The organism is Chromobacterium sphagni, from assembly GCF_001855575.1.
In the GTDB taxonomy this organism is placed as follows: domain Bacteria; phylum Pseudomonadota; class Gammaproteobacteria; order Burkholderiales; family Chromobacteriaceae; genus Chromobacterium; species Chromobacterium sphagni.
Window position 1 is genome coordinate 19,116 of the sequence record NZ_MKCS01000002.1, and the last position, 20,201, is coordinate 39,316.

Consider the following 20,201-nt stretch of genomic DNA (forward strand, 5'->3'; position numbering starts at 1 on the left):
AGTTTGGCGGCAGGAAAAGGCCTGCCGGCTGCTTACTTCCCTCCCATGATCCGCGCCAGGCTGGCTGCGGGCGGCGCGCCTTGCACTTTCTGCACGGCGCCGCCGGCGTCGCGGTAGAAGGTGGTGGGCGTGGCGAACGCGCCGAAGCGTTCCATCAGCTGGTGGTTGGCGGCCAGTTTGGCGGCGACCGCCTGCGGCGGCTGCGCCATGGGTTTGACGCCGCCGCTGGCGTGTTGCAGCTCGTGGCGGTTCAGCGCCACCGCCGGGTTGGAGTCGGCCAGGATGGCGGCGGCCTTGCCGGGGCTGTCGGGCTTGATGATGCCGACCAGGATATGGCGGATCTGCACCTTGCCGGCCCGCACCCAGGGGCGGGCGTCGTTCCAGAACCTGTTGCAGTACGGGCAGTTGGGGTCGGTGAAAGTGTAGATCACGCGCGGCGCGCGGCTGTCGCCGTCGGCTATCCAGGCGCTGGCTTCCAGCTGCCGCCATAGCGCCGCGCCGAACTGCCGGTCCAGCCCGGCCTGGTTCCACTTCTGTCCGCGCGCGTCGGTCATGGCTCCGACTATCGCCTGCTTGCCGTCGGGCGTCAGGTACAGGGTTTGCGGCTGGCTCAGATACAGCGCGGCGTAGCCTGTCATGCCGCCCGGCGCCTTGAAGCTGTCCAGGATTTCATAGCCCTGCTGTTCCAGCGCCCGGATCGGGGCGGGAAGGGGCTGGGCCGGCGCGGCTAGCGCCGGCAGGCTAAGCGATAGGGCCAGCAGCGTCAGGCTGTGCTTGAGTCTTGCGTTCATCGGGTGTTTTCCTGGTGAGCGGGAGAGGGGCGCAGCGCCTGCAGCTTGCCGGCGAGCGAGGCGGCGGACAGCTCGCCCAGATGGCTGGCCGTCAGCCGGCCCTGCGCGTTGAAAAACAGGGTAGTGGGCAGCGCGGCGGAGCCGTATTCGCGGCCCAATGCGCCGGCGGGGTCCAGCAGCACATGGTCCAGCCGCAAGCCTTCGGCTTGCAGATAGCGGGCTACCGCGTCCTGGCTCTCGCCCTGGTTGACGAAAACGAAGCGGATGCCGTCTTCGCGCCGCTGGGCGTCTTGCAGCACCGGCATTTCGCGGCGGCAGGGCGGGCACCAGCTGGCCCATAGATTGACCACCAGCGGGCGGCCTTGCGCCAGCGCCGGCAGCGTGGCGGCTGCGCCGGACAAGGCGGCCAGCGGCTGCGTAGACAGCCCGGGCGCCTGTTTGCCGGCCAGCCAGGCTTGGCCGGCGCTCCAGCCCAGCATGCCCGCCAGCGCGGCGATGGCCAGCGGACGGCGGATGGCCGGTTGCCGCCAGCCGCGCCACAGCGCCAGCAGCAGCGCGCCGCCGACGCCGGCCCACAGGCTGAAGCCGCCGTCGCGGATGTTCAGCATGCTCCATGGCTGTGGCCGGTATTGTTCGAACCAGATGGCGACGAAGCCCAGCCGGGCCGCCAAGAGGCCCCACAGCAGCATGTCGTTCAGATGATGGGCCACGCCGACGCCCTGGCTGCGGCCGGCTAGCCGGCCGCAGCCGTGGGCGAGCAGCAGTGCCGCGCCCAGCAGCGCGGCGTCGATGGGAATGGGCAAGGGGCCCAGATTGAAGCTCAGCATGGTCATTCCTGTCGTTGCGCCTGCCGCAGGCGGGCGAGAAAGGCGTCGGCGCTCAGCGCGCCGACCACGCGCGCGGCGCGGCGCTCCTGGCCGTCCGGGCCGATGAATAGCAGGGTGGGCGGGCCCAGCACCTGATGCGCGGCCAGCAGTTGGCGGCTGTCGTCGCCGGCGGCGGTGACGTCGGGCCGCAGCAGGCGCATGCCGGCCAGGGCCTGCTGCACCCGCGCGTCGCCGAATACCTGGTGCTCCATCTCCTTGCAGGCCACGCACCAGTCGGCATAGTAATCCACCAGCGTCCACTTGCCTTGGCCGGCGGCGGCGTCTATCTCGCGCTGCAGCGTGGCGGCGCTGCGCACGGTGGCGAAGCCGTCCATGAAGGACGCAGCCTGGCCGGCGGATGCCTTGTTCGCGGCGGCGAAGGCCAGCGGCTGCAGAGGGTTGCTCTGGCCGGCGGCGGCGCCGATCAACATGGCCGCCGCCCACAACGCCAGCAGGCTGGCCATGCCGCGCAGCGTCCATTTGGCCTGGCCGGCGGCACAGCCCTGGCTCATGGCAAGCAGGCCGACGGCGGCGGCCAGCAGCCAGGCTCCCCACAGCGCCAGCGTGGCGGCAGGCGGCAGCACGCGGCCGAGGAACCATGCCGCCAGCGCCAGCAGCATATAGCCGAACGCCGCCTTGACCCGGTTCATCCACAGGCCGGGGCGCGGCAGCAGCCTGGCGCCCAGCGCGCCGACCAGCAGCAGCGGCGCGCCCATGCCCAGGCCCATCGCCAGCAGCGCCAGGCCGCCCTTGAGCACGTCGCCGCTGTCGCTGATGTAAAGCAGGGCGCCGGCCAGCGGCGCGGTCATGCACGGGCCCACCAGCGCCGCCGACAGCACGCCCATCGCCGCCGCGCCGCCCAGCGTGCCGCCTTGCTGGCGCTGGCTGGCGCGGCTCAGCCGGTTGCGCAGGAAGGCCGGCAGCTGCAGCTCGTAAGCGCCGAACATCGCCAGCGCCAGCAGCGCGAACAGCGCCGCGAACAGGCCCAGCGCCCACGGCGTCTGCAGCATGGCCTGCAGGTTAGCTCCCATGGTCGCGGCGGCGGCTCCCAGCGCGGCGTAGCTCAGCGCCATCGGCAGCACGAAAGCCAGCGCCAGCGCGAAGCCGCGCCGGGCGGACGCGCTGCTGCCGATGACCAGGCTGCTGAGTATCGGCAGCATCGGCAGCACGCAGGGGGTGAAGGCCATCAGCAAGCCCAGGCCGAAGAACACCAGCAGCATCCAGGCGGTGCCGGCCTGAGCCAACTGCGCGGCCAGGGTCTGGTCCTCGCCCTGCGCCTGGGTTTGTCCGCCCGGCATCGCCTCCCGCGTCTGCGGTCCGCCGCCTGCCAGCGTCACGACGCGGCTTTGCGGCGGGTAGCACAGGCCGGCTTCGGCGCAGCCCTGCCAGCCTATGCGCAGCTGCCGCGCCTGGCCGGTCTCCACTTGCAGCTCCAGCCGCTGGAAATAGACCTCGGATTCGCCGAAGAATTCGTCGGCAATGGTTTTGCCGGCCGGCATGGCCGGCGCCGGCGCGCTGCCGGCGGGCAAGGCTTCGACCGTGATGTGTTTGCGGTACAGGTAATAGCCGTCGCTGATATCCCAGCGCAGCCGCAGCCGGCCGTCGTCCTGCGGCTCCGCGCTGAGCCGGAACGCCTGTTCCGGCGGCAGAAAACCGGCTTGCGCGCCGGCCGGCGCCGCCCACAGCAGCGCAAGCAGCAGCAGGCTCCAGATTGAGCGCAACATTGGCGTCTCCTTTGGTTTGCGATGCCGTGCAGCCTGGCGGCGCGGGATTAAGCGGGCGTTAACTATGGGATAATCCGCCGCGTGCAGGCTGAGGTCGGGAGGCAAAAACATGCGGATACTGCTGGTGGAAGACAATGAACTGATCGCGCTGGGCATCCTGGCCGGACTGCGCGCGCATGGCTTCGTGGCGGACGGCGTCGGCACCGCGGCGCAGGCCGAGGCGGCGCTGGCCACGCTGGACGCCGACGCGATGATCCTGGACCTGGGCCTGCCCGACGAAGACGGCATGCGGCTGCTGGCCAGGCTGCGCGCCGCCGGCTGCGCGTTGCCCATCCTGGTTCTGACCGCGCGCGACGCGGTGGCCGACCGGGTGGCCGGCCTGCAAGCCGGCGCCGACGATTATCTGCTCAAACCCTTCGACCTGGCCGAGCTGGCGGCGCGGCTGCGCGCGCTGGGGCGCCGCGCCGGCGGCCGCGGCGTGGATGCGATGGAGGATGGCCCGCTGCGGCTGGATCCGGCGCGCGGCGAAGCCTGGCTGCATGGCCGGCCGCTGTCCCTGGCGCGGCGCGAACTGGCGCTGCTGGCGGCGTTGATGCAGGCGCGCGACCGCATTCTCAGCGCCGAGCAGCTGAAAGACCGGCTGTACGACTACAGCGAAGAGATAGAAAGCAACGCGCTCAATGTCCACATCCACCATCTGCGGCGCAAGCTGGGGCCGGACATCGTGGAGACGGTGCGAGGCCTGGGCTACCGCTACGGCAGGGCCGCGCCATGAGCCTGCGCCTGCGTTTGCTGCTGCTGATAGGCGTGTCGCTGAGCTTGCTGTGGGGCGGCGTGGCGGCCTGGATGCTCAGCGACCTCGACCAGCAGCTGCGCCGCACGCTGGACCAGCGGCTGGCGATGTCGGCGCAGATGGTGGCCGGGCTGATGGCGCAGCTGCCGCCTGGGCCGCCGCAGGCGCTGACGTCGCTGCCCGGCATCCACACCGGCATCGCCTGCCAGATCGTATCGGTGCGCGGCGAAATCCTGGCGCGCACGCCGGGCGCGCCGATGGCGGCGCAGGCCTTGCCGGCGCCGGGTTATGCCGACCAACTGATCCATGGCGAACAGTGGCGCAGCTACACGGTGGAGGCCAACGGCCTGCGGGTGACCACGGCGGATCGGCTGACCGAGCGCCGCGCGCTGCTGTCCCAGGTGCGCTGGGCGGCCGCGCTGCCTTTTGCCGCGGCGCTGGCAGGCAGCCTGTTGGCGTTGTGGTTTGGCGTGCGCCAGGGCCTGAGGCCGCTGGAGCGGCTGCGCCAGGCCTTGCTGCGGCGCCGGTCCGACAGCCTGGAGCCGGTGGGCGTGCGCTCGCTGCCGGCCGATCTGCAGCCGCTGGCCGGCAGCCTGGACCAGTTGCTGCAGCGGATGGGGCAGGCGCTGGCGCGCGAGCGGCGGCTCACCAGCGACGCCGCCCACGAGCTGCGCACCCCGCTGACCGCGATCAAGACCCATCTGCAGGTGGCGCGCATCACCCGCGGCGAGGACGCCGCCGCCGCGCTGGCGAACGCGGAGGAGGGGGCGGACCGGCTGCAGAGCACCCTGAGCCAATTGCTGCTGCTGGCCCGGGTGGAGGGGCCGTTCGATTGGGACGACGGCGCGCCGGCATGGTCGGACGAAGTGCTGCGGCTGGCGGCGCGCGACGCCGCGCCGCAAAGGCCGCAACGGATAGAAATAGACGAGCCGGCGAGATTGCCGCTGGCTTTGCCGCAGGCGCTGGCGGTGGCCGCGCTGCGCAATCTGCTGGACAACGCGCTGCGCTACGCGCCGCAAGATACGCCGGTGCGGGCGCAGGCGCTGGCGGACGGCAAGGGGGTGCGCTTTTGCGTCAGCGACCGCGGGCCCGGCCTGTCGCCGGAAGGACTGGAGCGGGCGACGCAGCGTTTCTGGCGCGGCCAGGAAGCCAGCGGCGGCGGCAGCGGGCTGGGGCTGGCGATCGTGGCGGCGATCGCCTCCCGTTTTGGCGGCGAGCTGCGCCTGCGGGACAATCCCGGCGGCGGCCTGCAAGCCAGCCTGACGCTGCCGCGCCGGCCAAAGGTCTAGAGCCGCCTCGCCCGGCTGGGCGGCATGCTGCCCAGGCCGCTTGCCGGCAATGGCGCTGGGCTGGCTGTTGCAGGTGGGCCGGGGACGATTGGCGGACGACTTGGGGCCGCCGCGGGTCCAGGCGATCAGGAGGGCAGTGCCGGCTGGCGCCGTCCACCCCAAAGGGGATGGACGGCAATGGGTCAGGACATCTTGACGGCCGGGCGGCTCAGGAGGGGATGTGGGTTCTGACCAGGCGGAACAGCAGCTTGGGGAAGAAGCGCCGCAGATACACGGCGGTGCGCTCCTTGGCGCGGCTGACGACGACTTCCGGTTCGCGGCGCGCCACCGCGCGCAGAATGACGCGCGCGCATTCCTGCACCGGCATGCCATGGTGCAGCACGCCCTCAAGCTTGCCGTAGCGCCCGCCGTCGCCGGTATAGGCCTTGCTGCCGATTTCGGTGTCTATGTAGCCGGGGCAGACGATGGTGACCGAGATGCCATCCTGGTAGACCTCGGCGCGCAGGCAGTCGAAATAGCCCAGCAGCGCGTGTTTGGACGCCGAATAGCTGGAGCGCAGCGGCGTGCCTATCTTGCCGGCCACGCTGCTCACCACCACCAGTTGGCCCTGCTTGCGCGCCAGCATGGACGGCAGCACCGCGCGGGTGAGCTCCACCGTGCCGAAATAGTTGATCTCCATGATGGCGCGGTCCACTTCGGAAATGGTGTCGCGCGCCAGCGCGCGCTGGCTGACGCCGGCACAATGGATCAGGATGTCGATGGGACCGTGGCGCTCCAGGCATTCGGCCTGCACCTTGTGCAGCTCGTCTTCGCGGCGGGCGCTGAGCAGCAGGTGAGCGCCTTGGGCCGCCAGTTCGCGGGCCAGGCCGGCGCCTATGCCGGACGATGCCCCGGTGATCCAGACTTTTTTGCCAAGAAAGCTCATTGCAGTGACTCCTCCTGATGGTGATGGGGGTCTAGCAGCGTTTGCGCCCTAGGACCGGCGCAGGACGATTGATGCCGGAGTTGCGGAAGGCCTGGCGGATGGGATCGCGCTTGCCGGCGGCGGCAGATGAAATCTAGATTGACGCGGCAGGCATTGGATTTTGCCGGCGGGCATCTTCCTGAGCATTTCACATTTTATGCGTGCGGCAGGGAAGGGCGTGCCTGATGCGGCAATAAGTACAGGATGGCCGGCATTTGTCGGCATCGCCGCTGTGGCGGCTGCGCCGAATTTGCCAACCATGCCATGGCGGGGTGGGCGAAACCGCGGCCTTGCAGGCACAGGAGCATTGGCCGTGAGGCATCGCCATCGCGCCACTGCCGTTTTCGCCCAACCCGGCGGCCCAACCCAAGCGGATGGGATTGGCCGCCGGGCCGGGACGGGGTCAGCTCCGCAAGGCCCGGTCGATGGCGTCCTGCAGCGCGGGAGCGTCCGGCTCGGTGGCCGAATCAAAGCGCGCCACGACCTGGCCTTTGCGGTCGAGCAGGAATTTTTCGAAATTCCACTGCACATCCTGGCCGCCGCCCACCGGGCTGTTGATCAGCGAGGCGTAAAGTTCGGATTGGCTTGCGCCTTTCACATCCTGCTTTTGCAGCATGGGGAAGGTGATGCGGTATTTCAGATCGCAAAACTGGGCGATTTCCTGCGGGGTGCCGGGCTCCTGCGCGCCAAACTGGTTGCAGGGAACGCCGATGACGACCAAGCCCTGGTCGCTTCTCTCGTCGTGAAGGCGCTGCAGCCCGCTGTATTGCCCGGTGAAGCCGCAATGGCTGGCCACATTGACGATCAGGCGTGCCCGGCCCTGGAATTGCTCTTCCGGCACAACGGTGCCGTCAAGAAAAAGTAATGACATATTGCTTTCTGCTGTTTCGAAGTTGAAAAACGCCGGCCAGTATACTCCTGTCATGCCGCGGCGATGCGGCGTCTTGTGCGCGGCATCGATCCTGACCGGGCTATCGCCATGGCTTGCGCTGCTGGGCTGGCGTCCGGCGGTTTCTTTGCAGGGAAGCGACGGCGATCCCGCCCGTGGCGCGCTCGGGATTTTCCGCCGTCTCGCTTGCTGCCGGCTTGTTTATCTTTAACCGGCGAAATTTTGCCTTTTCTTTATGCGAAACCCTGTTTACTGCGGATATGGCGGTTCCTGCTGATTGCCGGCTCGGCCGGCGGAGCAGGCGGCCAAGCCGCCGCTACGAGAAGATAAATCGCGAACCGCGACGGATGTCGTCGATTTCAGGGCGCAATGCCTGTCTGCCGGATTGCCGGGCGCTTGTCCATGCCGCATGACGGGGCAGGCAGGCGCCGATTCGCTTCATCCGCTGGCTGGCTTAATGGGGGTGGGTATGGGCATCGCAACTTTTTTGCAGTTGTTTGCTTTGCATGGCAAGAGCGCAGCGCGCGATTCGGCGGCGCCGTGCTGGAAATTGACCTTGGTTTGCGCGCAGCCGGCGTTGACTTCCTTGCGCAAAAGCGTGCAGCTGGAACTGCGCAGCCGCGGACTCAGTGCTTCGCGCATGGTCAGCATGCCCATCTATAAAAACGACCAGGCCTGCCTGGAACTGGTGTTGAACGGCTCCGCGCAAGGGAAAAAAGCCTGCGGCGAGCTGGCCATGAGCATCAGCCAATTGCCGGGGGTGGAGAAAATCCACTGGGGCCGCGCCACGATAATGTTGCATTAGGCAGTCGGCCGGCGGTTTCGCCCGGCTGCGCCAGGAGGCGGACAGGCCGGAGCCGGCTTGCCGCGAGTCGTCGAGCGGCTGACGGGCGCGCGCCGAGCGGCCGAGGCTCCGCGGGATATCGCAATAATGACGATCTTTGTCCATGCTATGCTGTGGCGTTTGCGGCGGCGTAGCCGCAGCCCGCGGCCGTGCCCGCGCAGTTGGCACTCGTGTTCTGGATACACCGCATGAGCAAGAGCATCATTTCCGATATGGACGGCGTGATCTATCGGGGCAAGCAGTTGATCCCCGGCGCGCGCGAATTCATCAACCGCCTGGTGGAAAACCGCACGCCCTTCCTGTTTCTCACCAATAATGCGGAGCAGACCCCGCTGGATCTGCGGCTGAAACTGGAAGGCTTGGGCATCAGCGGCCTCACCGAAGACAATTTCATTACCAGTGCCATGGCGACGGCGATGTTCCTGAAGAGCCAGACCCGCAAAGAGATGCCTACCGCCTACGTGGTGGGCGGGGCGGGGCTGATCAACGAGCTGTACAAGGTGGGCTTTTCCATATCCGAATCCCATCCCGACTACGTGGTGGTGGCCAAATCGCAAACCTTCAGCTTCGAGCAGATCAAGAAGGCGGTGCGCTTCATCGATCAGGGCGCCAAGTTCATCGGCACCAATCCGGACATGATCGACCCGATAGAGGGCGGCGGCTACGAGCCGGCGGCCGGCACCCTGCTGGCCGCCATCGAGGCCGCCACCGGCAAGAAGCCTTACATCGTCGGCAAGCCCAACTCGCTGATGATGATGCTGGCCACCCGCAAGCTGGGGGTGCATCCGGAAGAGGCGGTGATGATAGGCGACCGCATGGACACCGACATCGTCGGCGGCCTGGAGGCCGGCATGAGCACTGCGCTGGTGTTGTCCGGCGTGTCCACCCGCGCCTCGATGGAGCAATTCCCCTATCAGCCGGACTATGTGTTCGACAGCGTGGCGGATATCGATCCCGAAGCCTTGTAAGCTAAATAGGAGGCCGGGAGGGGCAGTGGCCTGTCGGCTCTCCGCTTCTGCGCCTCTCCCCTCCAGGCAATCGGCCTTTACGGCGCTTTCACATTCAGCGGTTCGCTCTCGGCGTATTTGGCCATGACCTGGAAAATATCGGGCAAGACCTCGAAGAACGCGTTGACTAGCCGGGGGTCGAAATGCTTTCCCGCGTCGGCGCGGATGTGCTCCAGCGCGCGCGCGGTTTCCCAGGCCGGCTTGTAGGGGCGCCTGGTGGTGAGCGCGTCGAAGACGTCGGCGATGGCCACGATGCGCGCCCAGCGCGAGATATCCTCGCCCCGCAGGCGCCTGGGGTAGCCGGAGCCGTCCCACTTTTCGTGATGGGAGTAGGCAATGGTGTGCGCCGCGCGCAGCAGCTCGTTTTGCTGATCTCCTATGATCACCGCGCCGATGTGGGGGTGTTTGCGGATCACCTGCCATTCCCGCTCGTCCAGCGGGCCGGGCTTGAGCAGGATATGGTCGGGAATGCCGATCTTGCCGACATCGTGCATCGGCGCCGCCTGCAGCAGCAGTTCCGCTTCGTCGGTCGACAGCCCGGCGCCCAAGGCGATCAGATGGCTGTAGTGGCTCATGCGCAGCACATGCAGGCCGGTTTCGTTGTCGCGGTATTCTGCCGCCCGTCCCAGACGGCGGATGATTTCCAGCCGGGTTTCGTTCAACTCCCGCGTGCGTTCCTGCACCAGGCTTTCCAGATGCCGCTTCTGATCCTGCAGTGCGAGGTGGGTCTTGACGCGCGCCAGCACCACCGGCGGGCTGACCGGCTTGGCGATGTAGTCGACCGCTCCCAGTTCGAAACCCAGGGTTTCGTCCTGGATTTCATCCTTGGCGGTCACGAAGATCACTGGAATCCTGGCGGTTCGGGGGGCGGCCTTCAGTTGGCGGCAAACGGTGAAGCCGTCCATGTCAGGCATCATCACGTCCAGCAGGATCAGGTCCGGCGGGGCTTGCGCCGCGGCGATGCGCAAGGCTTTCTCGCCATTGCGGGCGACTTTGACCTGATACTCGGCGTCGAGAATGCCCACCAGGATATCTATGTTTTCCCGAATGTCGTCGACGACCAGGATGGCCGCTTTGCTGCTTGTCATTTCAATGCCCAGCCCTGAGTAAATGCTTTGCGCGGCATGGTTCCTGCCATGCCGCCTGCTCAATCCGGCGCCAGCGCCACGCCCACCTCCCGGCAGGCCATCTGCAAGGATTGCAACGCGGCCTCAAACTCGTAGTCCAGCACGGCCTTGTGCAGCGCGCTCCAGGCCTCGGAAGGCGGCGGCGAGCCGATTTTCGGCTGCAGGGCTTCCAGGCAGGCAATGGCCTGGCTGTCGTCGGCGGCCAGCAGGCGCGCCAGCTGTTGCAGCTCCGGCGCCAGCGCTGGCCAATCGGCTTCTGCGCCGGGCGCCGGGTCTTGCGGGGCAGCTTGCAGAAAATGCCTCAAACTGCCAAGCAGGGCTTCCAACAAGGCGAAGGCCCGGTGTTGAGTTTGCGGATCGGGTTGCCGGTTTTGCTTTGCGCTGGTTTCCAGGCCGGCCGCCGCATTCGCCAATGCCTCGTTGCCTATGCTGGCCGACAGGCTTTTCAGCGTGTGGGCCAGGCGCCCGGCCAAGGCGTAGTCTTGCGCCGAGAACGCGGTCTTGAGGTCGTGAGCCGCCGTGGCGTTGCTGTCCAGATACCGGCCAAGCACTTTGAGGTATAGCGAAAGATTCTCGCCGGTGCGCCGCAGTCCCAGTTCGGCGTCCAGGTTCTCTATATCGGGCAACCGCGCGGTTGAAGGCTCGCTTGGCGGCAACCGCATGCCGGCGATGGCGGAGGGGGAGGCCTCCACTCCCGCCAGCCAGCGCAACAACAGGCGGTACAGCTCATCCACATCCACCGGCTTGGCGATGTGATCGTTCATGCCGGCGGCCAGGCAGCGCTCGCGGTCGCCGCTCATGGCGTTGGCGGTCATGGCGATGATGGGGAGCGCGGCGAATGCCGGCTGCGCGCGAATCCGGCGCGTGGCCTCCAGGCCATCCATCACCGGCATTTGCAGGTCCATCAATATCAGCTCCACCGGGGGGCCGGACGCCAACTGTTGCAGCGCCTCCTGGCCATGATTGGCTATCTCCACCATGATGCCCGCCTGGGAGAGGAGAGCGGTGGCCACTTCCTGATTGATCTCGTTGTCCTCGACCAATAACACGCGTCGCCCGGTCAGCCGGCGCAGGTCCGATGGGGCGGCTTTCTCCACGCTCGTCCGCTGCACCCTGGATTTGCCGAACACCTCCAGGATCACGTCGCACAGCGTCGAGGCGTTGACCGGCTTGTGCAGAAAGTGGCGCACGCCTACCGCCTGGGCAAGACGGGTTTCCTCTTCGCGGGCAAAGGCAGACAGCATGATCACCGCCGGCATCGGATTGGCGCGGCGTTGCAGTTGCCGCATGACTTCCAGGCCATTCATGTCCGGCATTTTCCAATCGAGCAGGATCAGGTCGAAGGCCTCGCGCTCCAGCATTGCCAGCGCCTGCGCGCCGGATTCGGCGGCGCGGGCCTGGTAGGTGAAGGTGGACAGGATATGTTGCAGAATTTCCCGCGCGCTGGGGTTGTCGTCCACCACCAGCACGTTGAGTCCGCTCAGGTCCTGCACCAGCTCGCGCAACTCCGCCGCGCGCTGTTCCGGCCAGGAGAAGCGGGCGGTGAAGCTGAAAGCGGCGCCGGCGCCGGGGGAACTGGCAACGCTGATTTCTCCATCCATCAATTCTACCAGCCGCTTGCTGATGGCCAGGCCAAGGCCGGTGCCGCCGTATTGGCGGGTGATGGAGCTGTCGGCCTGGCTGAACGCCTGGAACAGCTTGGCGCATTGCTCTGGGCTCAGGCCTATGCCGCTGTCCCGCACCTCAAACCGCAGCAGGCAGCCTTGCGCCGATTCCGACACCTGTGTGGCCGCGATCACCACGGTGCCGTTACGGGTGAACTTGACGGCGTTGCCGATCAGATTGATCAGCACCTGTCCCAGCCGCAGCGGATCGCCGCGCAAATGCATAGGGATATCGGCGCCGATGTCGAACAGCAGCTCGACGCCGTTCTCTTCCGCCTTGAGTTCGAACAGGTCGGACATCGATTCGATCACCCGATCCAGGTAGAAATCCACCTGTTCGATCTGCAGCTTGCCGGCTTCTATTTTCGAGAAATCGAGGATGTCGTCGATGATGCGCAGCAATGCCTTGGCGGAGTTGTGTATCTTTTCCAGGTAATTGCTTTGCCGCGGCGTCAGTTCGGTCTGCAGCAGCAGTTGGCTCAGGCCTATCACCGCGTTCATCGGGGTGCGGACCTCGTGGCTCATATTGGCGAGGAAGTCCGACTTTGCCTTGCTGGCTTCCTCGGCGGCGGTCTTGGCGGTGCGCAGCGCGGCTTCGGTGTCCTTGAGGTCGGTAATGTCCAGAAAGGACACGACGATTTCCTTGAGCGTTCCATCCGCGGCGCGGACCGCCATGCTGTCGGCCGATCCCCAGCAATGCGAGCCGCGCGCGGTCCGCAAGCGGATTTCGCGGCTTTTTTCGGGGTTGCCGCCGGCAAGGTGCAGGGCCAGCAGTTCTGCTATGGCGGCCTGATCCTGCGCCGCCACCCACTGCTGGATGTCGCTGCCTACCAACTGCTCGGCGCTGCGGCCCAGATAGCCGCACAGCCGGTCATTGACCATCACGATGCGGCCGATGGCGGTGAGGCTGCAAAAACCGACCCCGGAGTTGTGGAATACCGCGCGGAAATAGTGCTCGCGCTCCGCCAGGCTTTCGGCTTGCTGCCGGGTTTGTCGCAGCAGCAGCGCGCTGTGCCGCTCATGCCGCTGGACCTTGGCGTTGAGGGTGATGATGGGTTGCAGCTCGTTGAGCGCGCTCCGCTCGGCTTCGGTCAGCGCCGCCGGCGTTTCCAGCTCCAGGCACGCTATGGTTTCGCCATCGCTGATCATGGGCAGGGTGTAGCGATGCAACTGGCCGTCGTCGGCCTGGCCGGATGCCTCGCAGAGGCTCGCCACCCGCAGCAGCTGCGCGGCGCCGTCATCGCGGAAGTCGAAATGCAACTTGCGCGCGGCCAGCATCTCCGCCACGGTATGCAGCAGGCACAAGCCCATCTCCTCGATGCTCCTGGCCTGCTGCATGGCGAGGTTCAGGGTGATCCGCCGCTGGGAACGGGTCAGGATCGCGGCCAGGGACAAGGTCACCTGGTTGAAGGCGGCGGCGATGTCTTGCAGCTCGTCGCGGGTGGATAGCTCCACCCGGCCGTCCAGCTCGCCGCTGGCGATGCGTCCGGCCATGGCGGAGAAGTCGGAAATGTTGGATATCATCGCGTAGTACGCGCTGCAGAACAGATAGGCTAGCAGCAGCAGGATCAATAGCGCGCCGGCCAGCGTCAGCCACAGCTGCTGGCGGCTATGCCGTATCCGCTGCTCGAGTATGTTTCTCGCCGTAGGCAGGATGATGCTGAACAACTACTGGTAGCCGACATCGATCAGGCGGGTGGTGCGGTCGAAGAAATGTTCCGGCGTGGTGGCGAAGTGGCGGTCCAGCACATCGCGGAGCAAGGCGTCGTGCAATACCCGTATGCCGGCGTTGGTCTGATCGAGGGCGTTTTGCATCTCCGCGGCGATGGCGGGATTGAAACGGGCCGCGGTGGCGATATTGTTCTGCAGGTGGCGGCGGGCTTCCGCCACCACGGCCAAGCGGGCTTGTATTTCTCCTGTCTGTTGCGGAGTCAGGCTGCGCGCAGATAGCGCGCCGGTTCCCATGCCGCGCAACTGGGCAAGCTGTTCCAGCAGATCGGGGTATTTGTTTACCGCCGTTTCCAGCAGATAGTAGCTATCCACCACCGGGTCCAGCGTCATCGCATATTCATCGGCCAAGGTCACGCTGTAGCGCTGCAGCTGGTCGATCAGGCGGCTGTGCCGGTTGAAGTCCTCCGCGGGGGGCAGGCGTCCGCATTGCGGCTTCAAATCGCGCTAGGCGTCCTGCAGCCGCTGCCACGGCGCCGGATTGTCGCCGCTGTTCCGCAATTGCCGGTTGACGGCCGCCAGCGCCATGTCGACCTGGAGTGCGCTCTGCCGCAGGCGTTGCCTCAGCGCGATGCTGCCGCCGTTGCTGCCGGCGCACAGGCCGCGATGCAACTGGATTTGCTGCAGCGCCCGCTGCGCCGAGGCGAACAGCTCGGTTCCGGCGATCTCCCGCTGCTCGATGGTGATCTGGCGGTTCAGGATCGCGTAGATGCCGAACAGCGCCGCAGCCACCGCCAGCGCGGCAACCAGGCCGATCAGGGCAAATTTCTGCGGGTAGCGCAAGCGGTTCATTAGCCTGACGGCAGGCACAAACAGTCTGTTCATGGCGAAAACCCTGTTGCCGAGGTTGTCACGTATCAATTTGGGACGCCGGACCGGCGCGGCTCTTGGCGGGCGGATGGCTGGCGGGATGCCGGAAAGGCGGAACGGTCAGGCCTGCGATAGTTTCATCTTGGATGGGGGGCGGCGCAGATGCAAAGCGCGATGGCCGGATTGGCCTCCTGGGGCTTGCCGGGATGCAAGGTTGTTGAAAAGCCATCCTTTCAGGGGCAGGCTTTTTTCAGTTGCCTGCGGGGGCGATCATGGCGTCGCCGTGCCCGTCAGCACGCGCACTCGCAGCCAGCGCATCAAACGTCGTCTTGCACGAAGGGTTATGGCGCAGGCCCTCATGCATGGCGATCCAGGTATCAAGCTGGAGAGCGAATTGATCCGGCAGAACCCGGATGAGCGGTCTGGCCGCGCGCCTTGCGATGGGCGCCTGACAAATGCCAATGCCGGCGCCGAAACGGATCAGGGCGAGTTGCGCCAGGTCGCTATCGGTTCGGATCGCGAAGCGCTCGCGGTCGAATCCCCGTACGGATTTGGCCGCGCCGCGAATGAATGGGGTGGCGTGATCGAAACCGATCAGCGCATGTTCGGCGAGTTGGCCGGTGCTGTCTGGCGTGCCGCGCTTGTCGAGGTACTCGGGCGTCGCATGCAAACCGAGTTCAATCCGGCCGATATGCCGCGCGATGAGTTGCTCTTGCTCCGGGCGCGCCATGCGCACCGCAATATCGGCTTCGCGCCGCAGCAAGTCTTGCATCCGATTGCTCAGCGCCAGCTCGACCTTTAGTCCCGGGTGCTGATCGCGCAAGGCTGCAATGATCGGCGGCAGCACCTCCACGCCAATGACCTCGCTGGCGGTCACGCGCACGACGCCAGTGATGCCGTCTCCCTGCTTGGCGGCAGTCCGCGCCAGCGTCGCCGCGACGCTTTCCTCTCCTCCGCGTGCAGGCGTAACGCATGTGCGGCATCGGTTGGCATCAGCCCTGTTCGGGTGCGCGTAAACAACACCAGTCCCAGCCCTATCCGCCGACAAAAAAGGGCCGGATACGGGTTGAGCTGGAATGCCGCCTGCGGTCGCTCGCCAAGCAGGGCGGCCGGGCGCTGATTGTGCGGGCGGGGGATTTCTTCGGTCCACAGGTCGGGAACAACTGGTTTGCCCAGGGCTTGATCAAGCCGCGCCAAGCCGTGGACAGGATCCGTTACCCAGGGAGAAAGTCCATAGGCCATCAATGGTCCTACATCCCCGATGTGGCGCGGGGGATGGTTGCGCTGATTGAAACACGGGACGCATCGCAGCCTTTTGAGACCTTTCACATGGCAGGACATTGGGATCGCGATGGTCGGCAGATGGTGCTGGCGATATGCCGCGTTGCGGCGCGGCATGGCGGCGCGGCGCCTGAAGTTTCGGCTTTCCCGTGGTGGTTGCTGAAATTAGCCTCCCCTTTCAACACCACGTTCAAGGAACTGCAGGAGATGCGCTATCTGTGGCGGCAGCCCATCCGGATGGAAAGCGCCAAATTGAGGGCGCGTCTTGGCCATGAGCCGCTGCCCCCTGGGACGAGGCGGTTGAGGCCACCTTGCTCGGACAGCCCTGCTGTGGCGCCTAACGTCTCTTCCTTGCCGCGAGAATGGCAGGCGGCCAGCCCTTATGCCGGCGACTGACGCCGGGCAAAATATCCATGGCGAAAAAAAACCGGCGATCGCCGGTTTTTTTAATCGCTGCCGGTTTACTGGGGCAGGATGTTCGAGGCCTGTTTGCCTTTGGGGCCTGACACCACGTCAAAGCTCACCCGCTGGCCTTCCTTCAGCGACTTGAAGCCGCTGGAGTTGATTGCGGAGAAGTGAGCGAACAAGTCTTCGCCGCCTTCATCCGGAGTGATGAAGCCAAACCCTTTTGCGTCGTTGAACCACTTAACGGTACCGGTTGCCATTGCGTATCCATCCTATCCATGTAACGGGCGAGTGCCCAGCGAGCATCATATTCGGCGTTGGTGCGGAGCTCAAACCTTCTAGGCCCGGAATTCACTGATCGTTAGGACAGCGATTACGTTTTAGCAGCGCGAAGCGTCGCCAGTCATGCCTTTCGGAACGGTCTTTCCCATTTGTGCAAGCGGCTTAAAATCCAGTCAGATCATGGGTTTAAATCAGATGCGGCAGGAAAGTATTCCCGGTGTCGCATTTTGTGGATTAAGCGCAAGCGCCTTGGGCGCATCTGGTGAAAACGGAATCAGATGCTATCCCTATGTGCATATCAATAATATGACAATCCATGTTAAGAGCAATGGTCGAGCGCCGTTATGGTGTTTATACGTAGAAGCTGGCGCCAGATGAAAACCTCCGCTTATGGTTCGCAATTTCCGGGGATTCCAATGCGCTCCGCCGGCCGAAACTTATCGCGGGAGTGCCTTGATGAAAAACTGCAAATCCCGCAAGACCAGATCCATGGCGTTTGCCGTGGCTTGCGACTTGGGATGCGGCCTAATTCTTGCTGTTTGGTCAAAACGGTTATTTGATGGGCGAATGAAAAATGGCCGCTTGCCGACCGTAATCATTCCCGTGCGGCAAAGCGCATGGCGCCGTACTTTAATTTGACATTGTCATATGCGCGCAATCGAACAGACGATTTGATTGGGCGCCTATTAAGTTTGCCCATGATCGGATGGACTCCTGCGGGTAGCCATCTATTCGCGCAGACCTGCAAGGCCTGATCAGAGCAAGGAGCAATTCATGCGCAGATACCATATTGAATGCGTGCGCAACGCGGCCGGGTATTTCGTCGGCTGGTCGGTCCAAACTGGCCAGCCATCGCCGTCATGCCGGATTTATCCCCTTTACGAGATGGCGGAAACCGAGGCGTTGAGGATGGAGACTGAAACCAGTCAGCAAGAGGCTCGCACGGAGAGGCGTTCTAACGCCGCCGACCAGCCGTCCCTTTCCCTATAAGCAGGAGGTGCCGCCATGCGGGACACCACGTTTTTAGGCGCATCCACTGCCGATGCGGAAGCTGCCCGGCTTGACGCCGACCTGTCGCCGCAGCAACTGGCTCTGCTGCATCAGCAACTGCTCCAGGCGCGCGATGCGTTGTTGCGTTCGCGGCAGGAAACGGAAAACCATCTGCGGGAGTTCCTCGGAGATTCGGATGGCAGCGCCAGCGACCGCGTCCAGCACGAGGAAGGGTATTTGCTGAATTTAACCGTGCGTCGCCGGGAAGAATGGCAGCTGCAGCGGCTGAACGAGGCATTGCAACGCATCCGCAACGGCTGTTACGGCAGATGCGAGGAAACCGGCGAGCCTATCGGCATGGAGCGCCTATTGGCCTGCCCCACCGCAACGCTGTCCCGCGCCGCGCAGGAACAGCAGGAAAACCGGCAAAGGCAGCTGGGCGGTTAAATTCCTCCTGGCTGAGGGGCAGCAAGCGCCGATGCCTTGCCCGCGGTCCGCCGCATGAGCAAGCTCTTTGCTTCCATCCATGGCTATCGAGAACGATGAGGCGGTTGGTTGAGCGGCCGATCAGGCCTGCAAGCCGACATCGCTTTGGCTATCTCCTTTGCGGCGGCGGCAGGTCATATCCAAGGCGTCCGGGCCCGGCGGCGGCCGCGAGAACAAGGTCAGCGCGCACATGATGTTGTGTGCGCCAGCGTACAGATGGGTGGCGGCAAAAGCGCCGATGCTGGGAAACAGGGATACCGTCTACCCCGGGCCACAGGAAAGGAACGCGGCATGAACGCCATTACCTTATTCATCGTCACCATCATCATCGCGCTGGGCATACTGGCCAATTTAGCCGGTTATCTGGCGCTGGCCATCGTCTGCTGGTGCCTTGCGGCCATCGTGTACCAAGCCTTGCGCATGGCCAACACCTGGCAAAAATGCGTGGTGCTGCGCGCAGGCAAGCTGCGCGGCGTGCGCGGGCCGGGGCTGTTCCTGATCATCCCGGTGATAGACAGCGTGGTGGCGACCATCGATGAGAGAATCCAGACCACCGCCTTCAATGCCGAGCAGGCGCTGACGCGCGATACCGTGCCGGTGAATGTCGACGCCATCATCTTCTGGCACGTGCATGATGCGCAGAAGGCGGCGTTGGCCATCACCGATTACCGCCAGGCGATAGACCGGGTGGCGCAGACCTCGCTGCGCGAAATGATAGGCTCGTCGATGCTGGGCGTGCTGTTGAGCGATCGCCAGAGCACCGACCAGGCGCTGTGCCAGAAGATAGGCGCCAAAACCGCCGAATGGGGCATCACGGTGCGTTCGGTGGAAATCCGCGATGTCGCCATCCCGGAAGCGCTGCAGGATTCGATGTCGCGCCAGGCGCAGGCCGAGCGGGAAAAGCAGGCCCGCATCATTCTGGGTTCGGCCGAGGCCGAGATCGCCCACAAGTTCGTCGAAGCCGCCAATGTCTATGCCAGGCATCCGGCGGCGCTGCAGCTCCGGGCGATGAACATCATCTATGAAACCACCAAGGAGCGAGGCACCACCATCCTGATTCCCAGCTCCATGGTGGACAGCATGAATCCGCTGGCCGCCGTTGCGGCCAGAAGCCGGTCGGCCAACCGGTCGCAGCCGGCGGCAAAGGCCAACCACGCCCAAGGCGCGGCGGCGCCCACGCAGATATGAGGCGGCGGCGCGCGGCAGGCCGTGATCGGCTGCGTCTGCCGGCGGGCAAGCGTTGCCAGTCGCCGCATGATGCGGCGAAGGAGGAATGTCCATGCTACAAGGCCTGCTGAATCTGCCATGGTGGGGAAACGCGCTGGCGGCGCTTGGATTGACCCACATCACCATCGCCGCCGTCACCATCTTCCTGCACCGGCATCAAGCCCACAGGTCATTGCAGCTGCATCCGCTGGCCAGCCACTTCTTCCGTTTCTGGCTATGGCTGACCACCGGCATGGTGACCCGGGAGTGGACCGCGATCCATCGCAAGCACCATGCGACAACCGATACTGCGGCCGATCCGCACAGTCCGCGCCGCTTTGGCGTCTGGACGGTGCTGTTGGAGGGAGCCGAGCTGTACCGGCGGGAAAGCCGTAACGCCCTCACGCTCGGCAAATATGGCGCAGGCACGCCGGATGACTGGCTGGAGCGCCGCGTGTACGCGCGCCACTCGCAGCTGGGCGTCGGCCTGATGCTGCTGGCCGATCTGCTGCTGTTCGGCCCGATCGGGCTGAGCATATGGGCAGTGCAGATGTTGTGGATTCCGGTGTTTGCCGCCGGGGTGGTGAATGGTGCCGGGCATTATTGGGGCTATCGCCGCTTCGCCACCGATGACTATTCGAGAAACATCGTTCCCTGGGGCGTGCTGATAGGAGGAGAAGAGCTGCACAATAATCACCACGCCTATGCCGCATCGGCCAAATTGTCCATCCAGTGGTGGGAATTTGATATCGGCTGGATGTATATCCGCCTGTTGGAAGGCTGCCGCCTGGCCTCGGTGCGCAAGGCGGCGCCCGCATCGCTGGCAAGCGCCGCCATTCCAGAGGCGATGCGGTCGCACTGGAGGCCGCGATGATTACCGTTAATTGGGCGGTTTCGCTTGGGCCGGCCTCATTTGCGAGAAGAGATAACGATGGTGAATGAATAATGATCGTCCTGCGGCAGGGAATGCGGATTGCGCCGTAAGGATGATTTCGTCATTGAGGGGTGAAACCTGTCCATGAAGCGCGGCATGTCAAGGCATGCCGGCTTGCAGG

The 20,201-nt window shown here is 65.2% G+C and carries 19 protein-coding genes; 8 read left to right on the top strand and 11 right to left on the bottom strand.

Features of this window, described 5'->3' with window-relative positions; translation table 11 throughout:
- Positions 1-32: 32 nt before the first annotated feature.
- Genes dsbG through dsbD form a run of 3 tightly spaced genes read right to left on the bottom strand, consistent with a single transcriptional unit; the run spans position 33 to position 3,381 of the window.
- On the bottom strand, positions 33-791 hold the full coding sequence (gene dsbG, locus BI347_RS15905) for a thiol:disulfide interchange protein DsbG (protein WP_071116448.1): 759 nt from the start codon (positions 789-791) through the stop codon (positions 33-35).
- Positions 788-1,618 (bottom strand): TlpA disulfide reductase family protein, encoded by an 831-nt coding sequence (locus BI347_RS15910; RefSeq protein WP_071116449.1) that lies wholly within the window; start codon positions 1,616-1,618, stop codon positions 788-790. Before BI347_RS15910 ends, dsbG begins: the two co-directional genes overlap by 4 nt.
- Before the next feature lie 2 nt (positions 1,619-1,620).
- Positions 1,621-3,381: a protein-disulfide reductase DsbD gene (dsbD, locus tag BI347_RS15915; RefSeq protein WP_083338986.1), complete on the bottom strand. Its 1,761-nt coding sequence runs from the start codon at positions 3,379-3,381 to the stop codon at positions 1,621-1,623.
- A gap of 109 nt (positions 3,382-3,490) precedes the next feature.
- Here dsbD and BI347_RS15920 point away from each other — a divergent pair, with 109 nt between their 5' ends.
- Both BI347_RS15920 and BI347_RS15925 read left to right on the top strand, forming a co-directional pair.
- Entirely contained in the window at positions 3,491-4,156 is a 666-nt protein-coding gene (locus BI347_RS15920; RefSeq protein ID WP_071116450.1) for a response regulator, read from the top strand.
- A complete protein-coding gene (locus tag BI347_RS15925) occupies positions 4,153-5,463 on the top strand; it encodes a sensor histidine kinase (RefSeq protein WP_071116451.1) in 1,311 nt (436 codons plus the stop codon). Before BI347_RS15920 ends, BI347_RS15925 begins: the two co-directional genes overlap by 4 nt.
- Before the next feature lie 208 nt (positions 5,464-5,671).
- Here BI347_RS15925 and BI347_RS15930 read toward each other — a convergent pair whose 3' ends face one another.
- Complete coding sequence (locus BI347_RS15930; RefSeq protein ID WP_071116452.1) at positions 5,672-6,388, bottom strand: SDR family oxidoreductase; 717 nt, start codon at positions 6,386-6,388, stop codon at positions 5,672-5,674.
- Between the two features lie 442 nt (positions 6,389-6,830).
- Complete coding sequence (locus BI347_RS15935; protein WP_101686148.1) at positions 6,831-7,298, bottom strand: glutathione peroxidase; 468 nt, start codon at positions 7,296-7,298, stop codon at positions 6,831-6,833.
- Positions 7,299-7,593: 295 nt separating this feature from the next.
- Between BI347_RS15935 and BI347_RS23660 the strand changes: the two genes are divergently transcribed.
- Positions 7,594-8,121, top strand: coding sequence for a hypothetical protein (locus tag BI347_RS23660; protein WP_139167246.1), 528 nt, complete (start codon positions 7,594-7,596; stop codon positions 8,119-8,121).
- 227 nt (positions 8,122-8,348) lie between these two features.
- A complete protein-coding gene (locus BI347_RS15945) occupies positions 8,349-9,128 on the top strand; it encodes an HAD-IIA family hydrolase (protein WP_071113376.1) in 780 nt (259 codons plus the stop codon).
- A gap of 77 nt (positions 9,129-9,205) precedes the next feature.
- On the opposite strand, the gene BI347_RS15950 is transcribed toward BI347_RS15945, so the two are convergent.
- From BI347_RS15950 to BI347_RS15970, 5 genes are all read right to left on the bottom strand, one after another.
- Positions 9,206-10,255 (bottom strand): HD-GYP domain-containing protein, encoded by a 1,050-nt coding sequence (locus tag BI347_RS15950; RefSeq protein ID WP_071116455.1) that lies wholly within the window; start codon positions 10,253-10,255, stop codon positions 9,206-9,208.
- A 59-nt stretch (positions 10,256-10,314) separates the two neighbouring features.
- On the bottom strand, positions 10,315-13,626 hold the full coding sequence (locus tag BI347_RS15955) for a response regulator (protein ID WP_071116456.1): 3,312 nt from the start codon (positions 13,624-13,626) through the stop codon (positions 10,315-10,317).
- Positions 13,627-14,127: a hypothetical protein gene (locus BI347_RS15960; RefSeq protein ID WP_071116457.1), complete on the bottom strand. Its 501-nt coding sequence runs from the start codon at positions 14,125-14,127 to the stop codon at positions 13,627-13,629.
- A 6-nt stretch (positions 14,128-14,133) separates the two neighbouring features.
- Positions 14,134-14,511: a hypothetical protein gene (locus BI347_RS15965; protein WP_139167247.1), complete on the bottom strand. Its 378-nt coding sequence runs from the start codon at positions 14,509-14,511 to the stop codon at positions 14,134-14,136.
- A gap of 235 nt (positions 14,512-14,746) precedes the next feature.
- Positions 14,747-15,544 carry a LysR substrate-binding domain-containing protein gene (locus tag BI347_RS15970; RefSeq protein WP_275638319.1) on the bottom strand — a complete coding sequence of 266 codons (798 nt, stop codon included), beginning with the start codon at positions 15,542-15,544 and terminating at the stop codon, positions 14,747-14,749.
- Here BI347_RS15970 and BI347_RS23665 point away from each other — a divergent pair.
- Positions 15,469-16,173, top strand: a complete 705-nt coding sequence (locus tag BI347_RS23665; protein WP_071116460.1) for a Rossmann-fold NAD(P)-binding domain-containing protein — start codon at positions 15,469-15,471, stop codon at positions 16,171-16,173. The two genes, BI347_RS15970 and BI347_RS23665, sit on opposite strands and share 76 nt — an antisense overlap.
- Before the next feature lie 65 nt (positions 16,174-16,238).
- Here BI347_RS23665 and BI347_RS15980 read toward each other — a convergent pair whose 3' ends face one another.
- The gene (locus tag BI347_RS15980; protein WP_071113382.1) at positions 16,239-16,442 is read right to left on the bottom strand and encodes a cold-shock protein; all 204 of its coding nucleotides are present in this window, start codon (positions 16,440-16,442) and stop codon (positions 16,239-16,241) included.
- 1,027 nt (positions 16,443-17,469) lie between these two features.
- Here BI347_RS15980 and BI347_RS15990 point away from each other — a divergent pair.
- From BI347_RS15990 to BI347_RS16000, 3 genes are all read left to right on the top strand, one after another.
- Entirely contained in the window at positions 17,470-17,901 is a 432-nt protein-coding gene (locus BI347_RS15990) for a TraR/DksA family transcriptional regulator (protein WP_071113384.1), read from the top strand.
- 330 nt (positions 17,902-18,231) lie between these two features.
- Positions 18,232-19,128 carry a slipin family protein gene (locus tag BI347_RS15995; RefSeq protein ID WP_071113385.1) on the top strand — a complete coding sequence of 299 codons (897 nt, stop codon included), beginning with the start codon at positions 18,232-18,234 and terminating at the stop codon, positions 19,126-19,128.
- A 91-nt stretch (positions 19,129-19,219) separates the two neighbouring features.
- Positions 19,220-20,020: a DesA family fatty acid desaturase gene (locus BI347_RS16000; RefSeq protein WP_083338988.1), complete on the top strand. Its 801-nt coding sequence runs from the start codon at positions 19,220-19,222 to the stop codon at positions 20,018-20,020.
- The last annotated feature ends 181 nt before the right edge of the window (positions 20,021-20,201 follow it).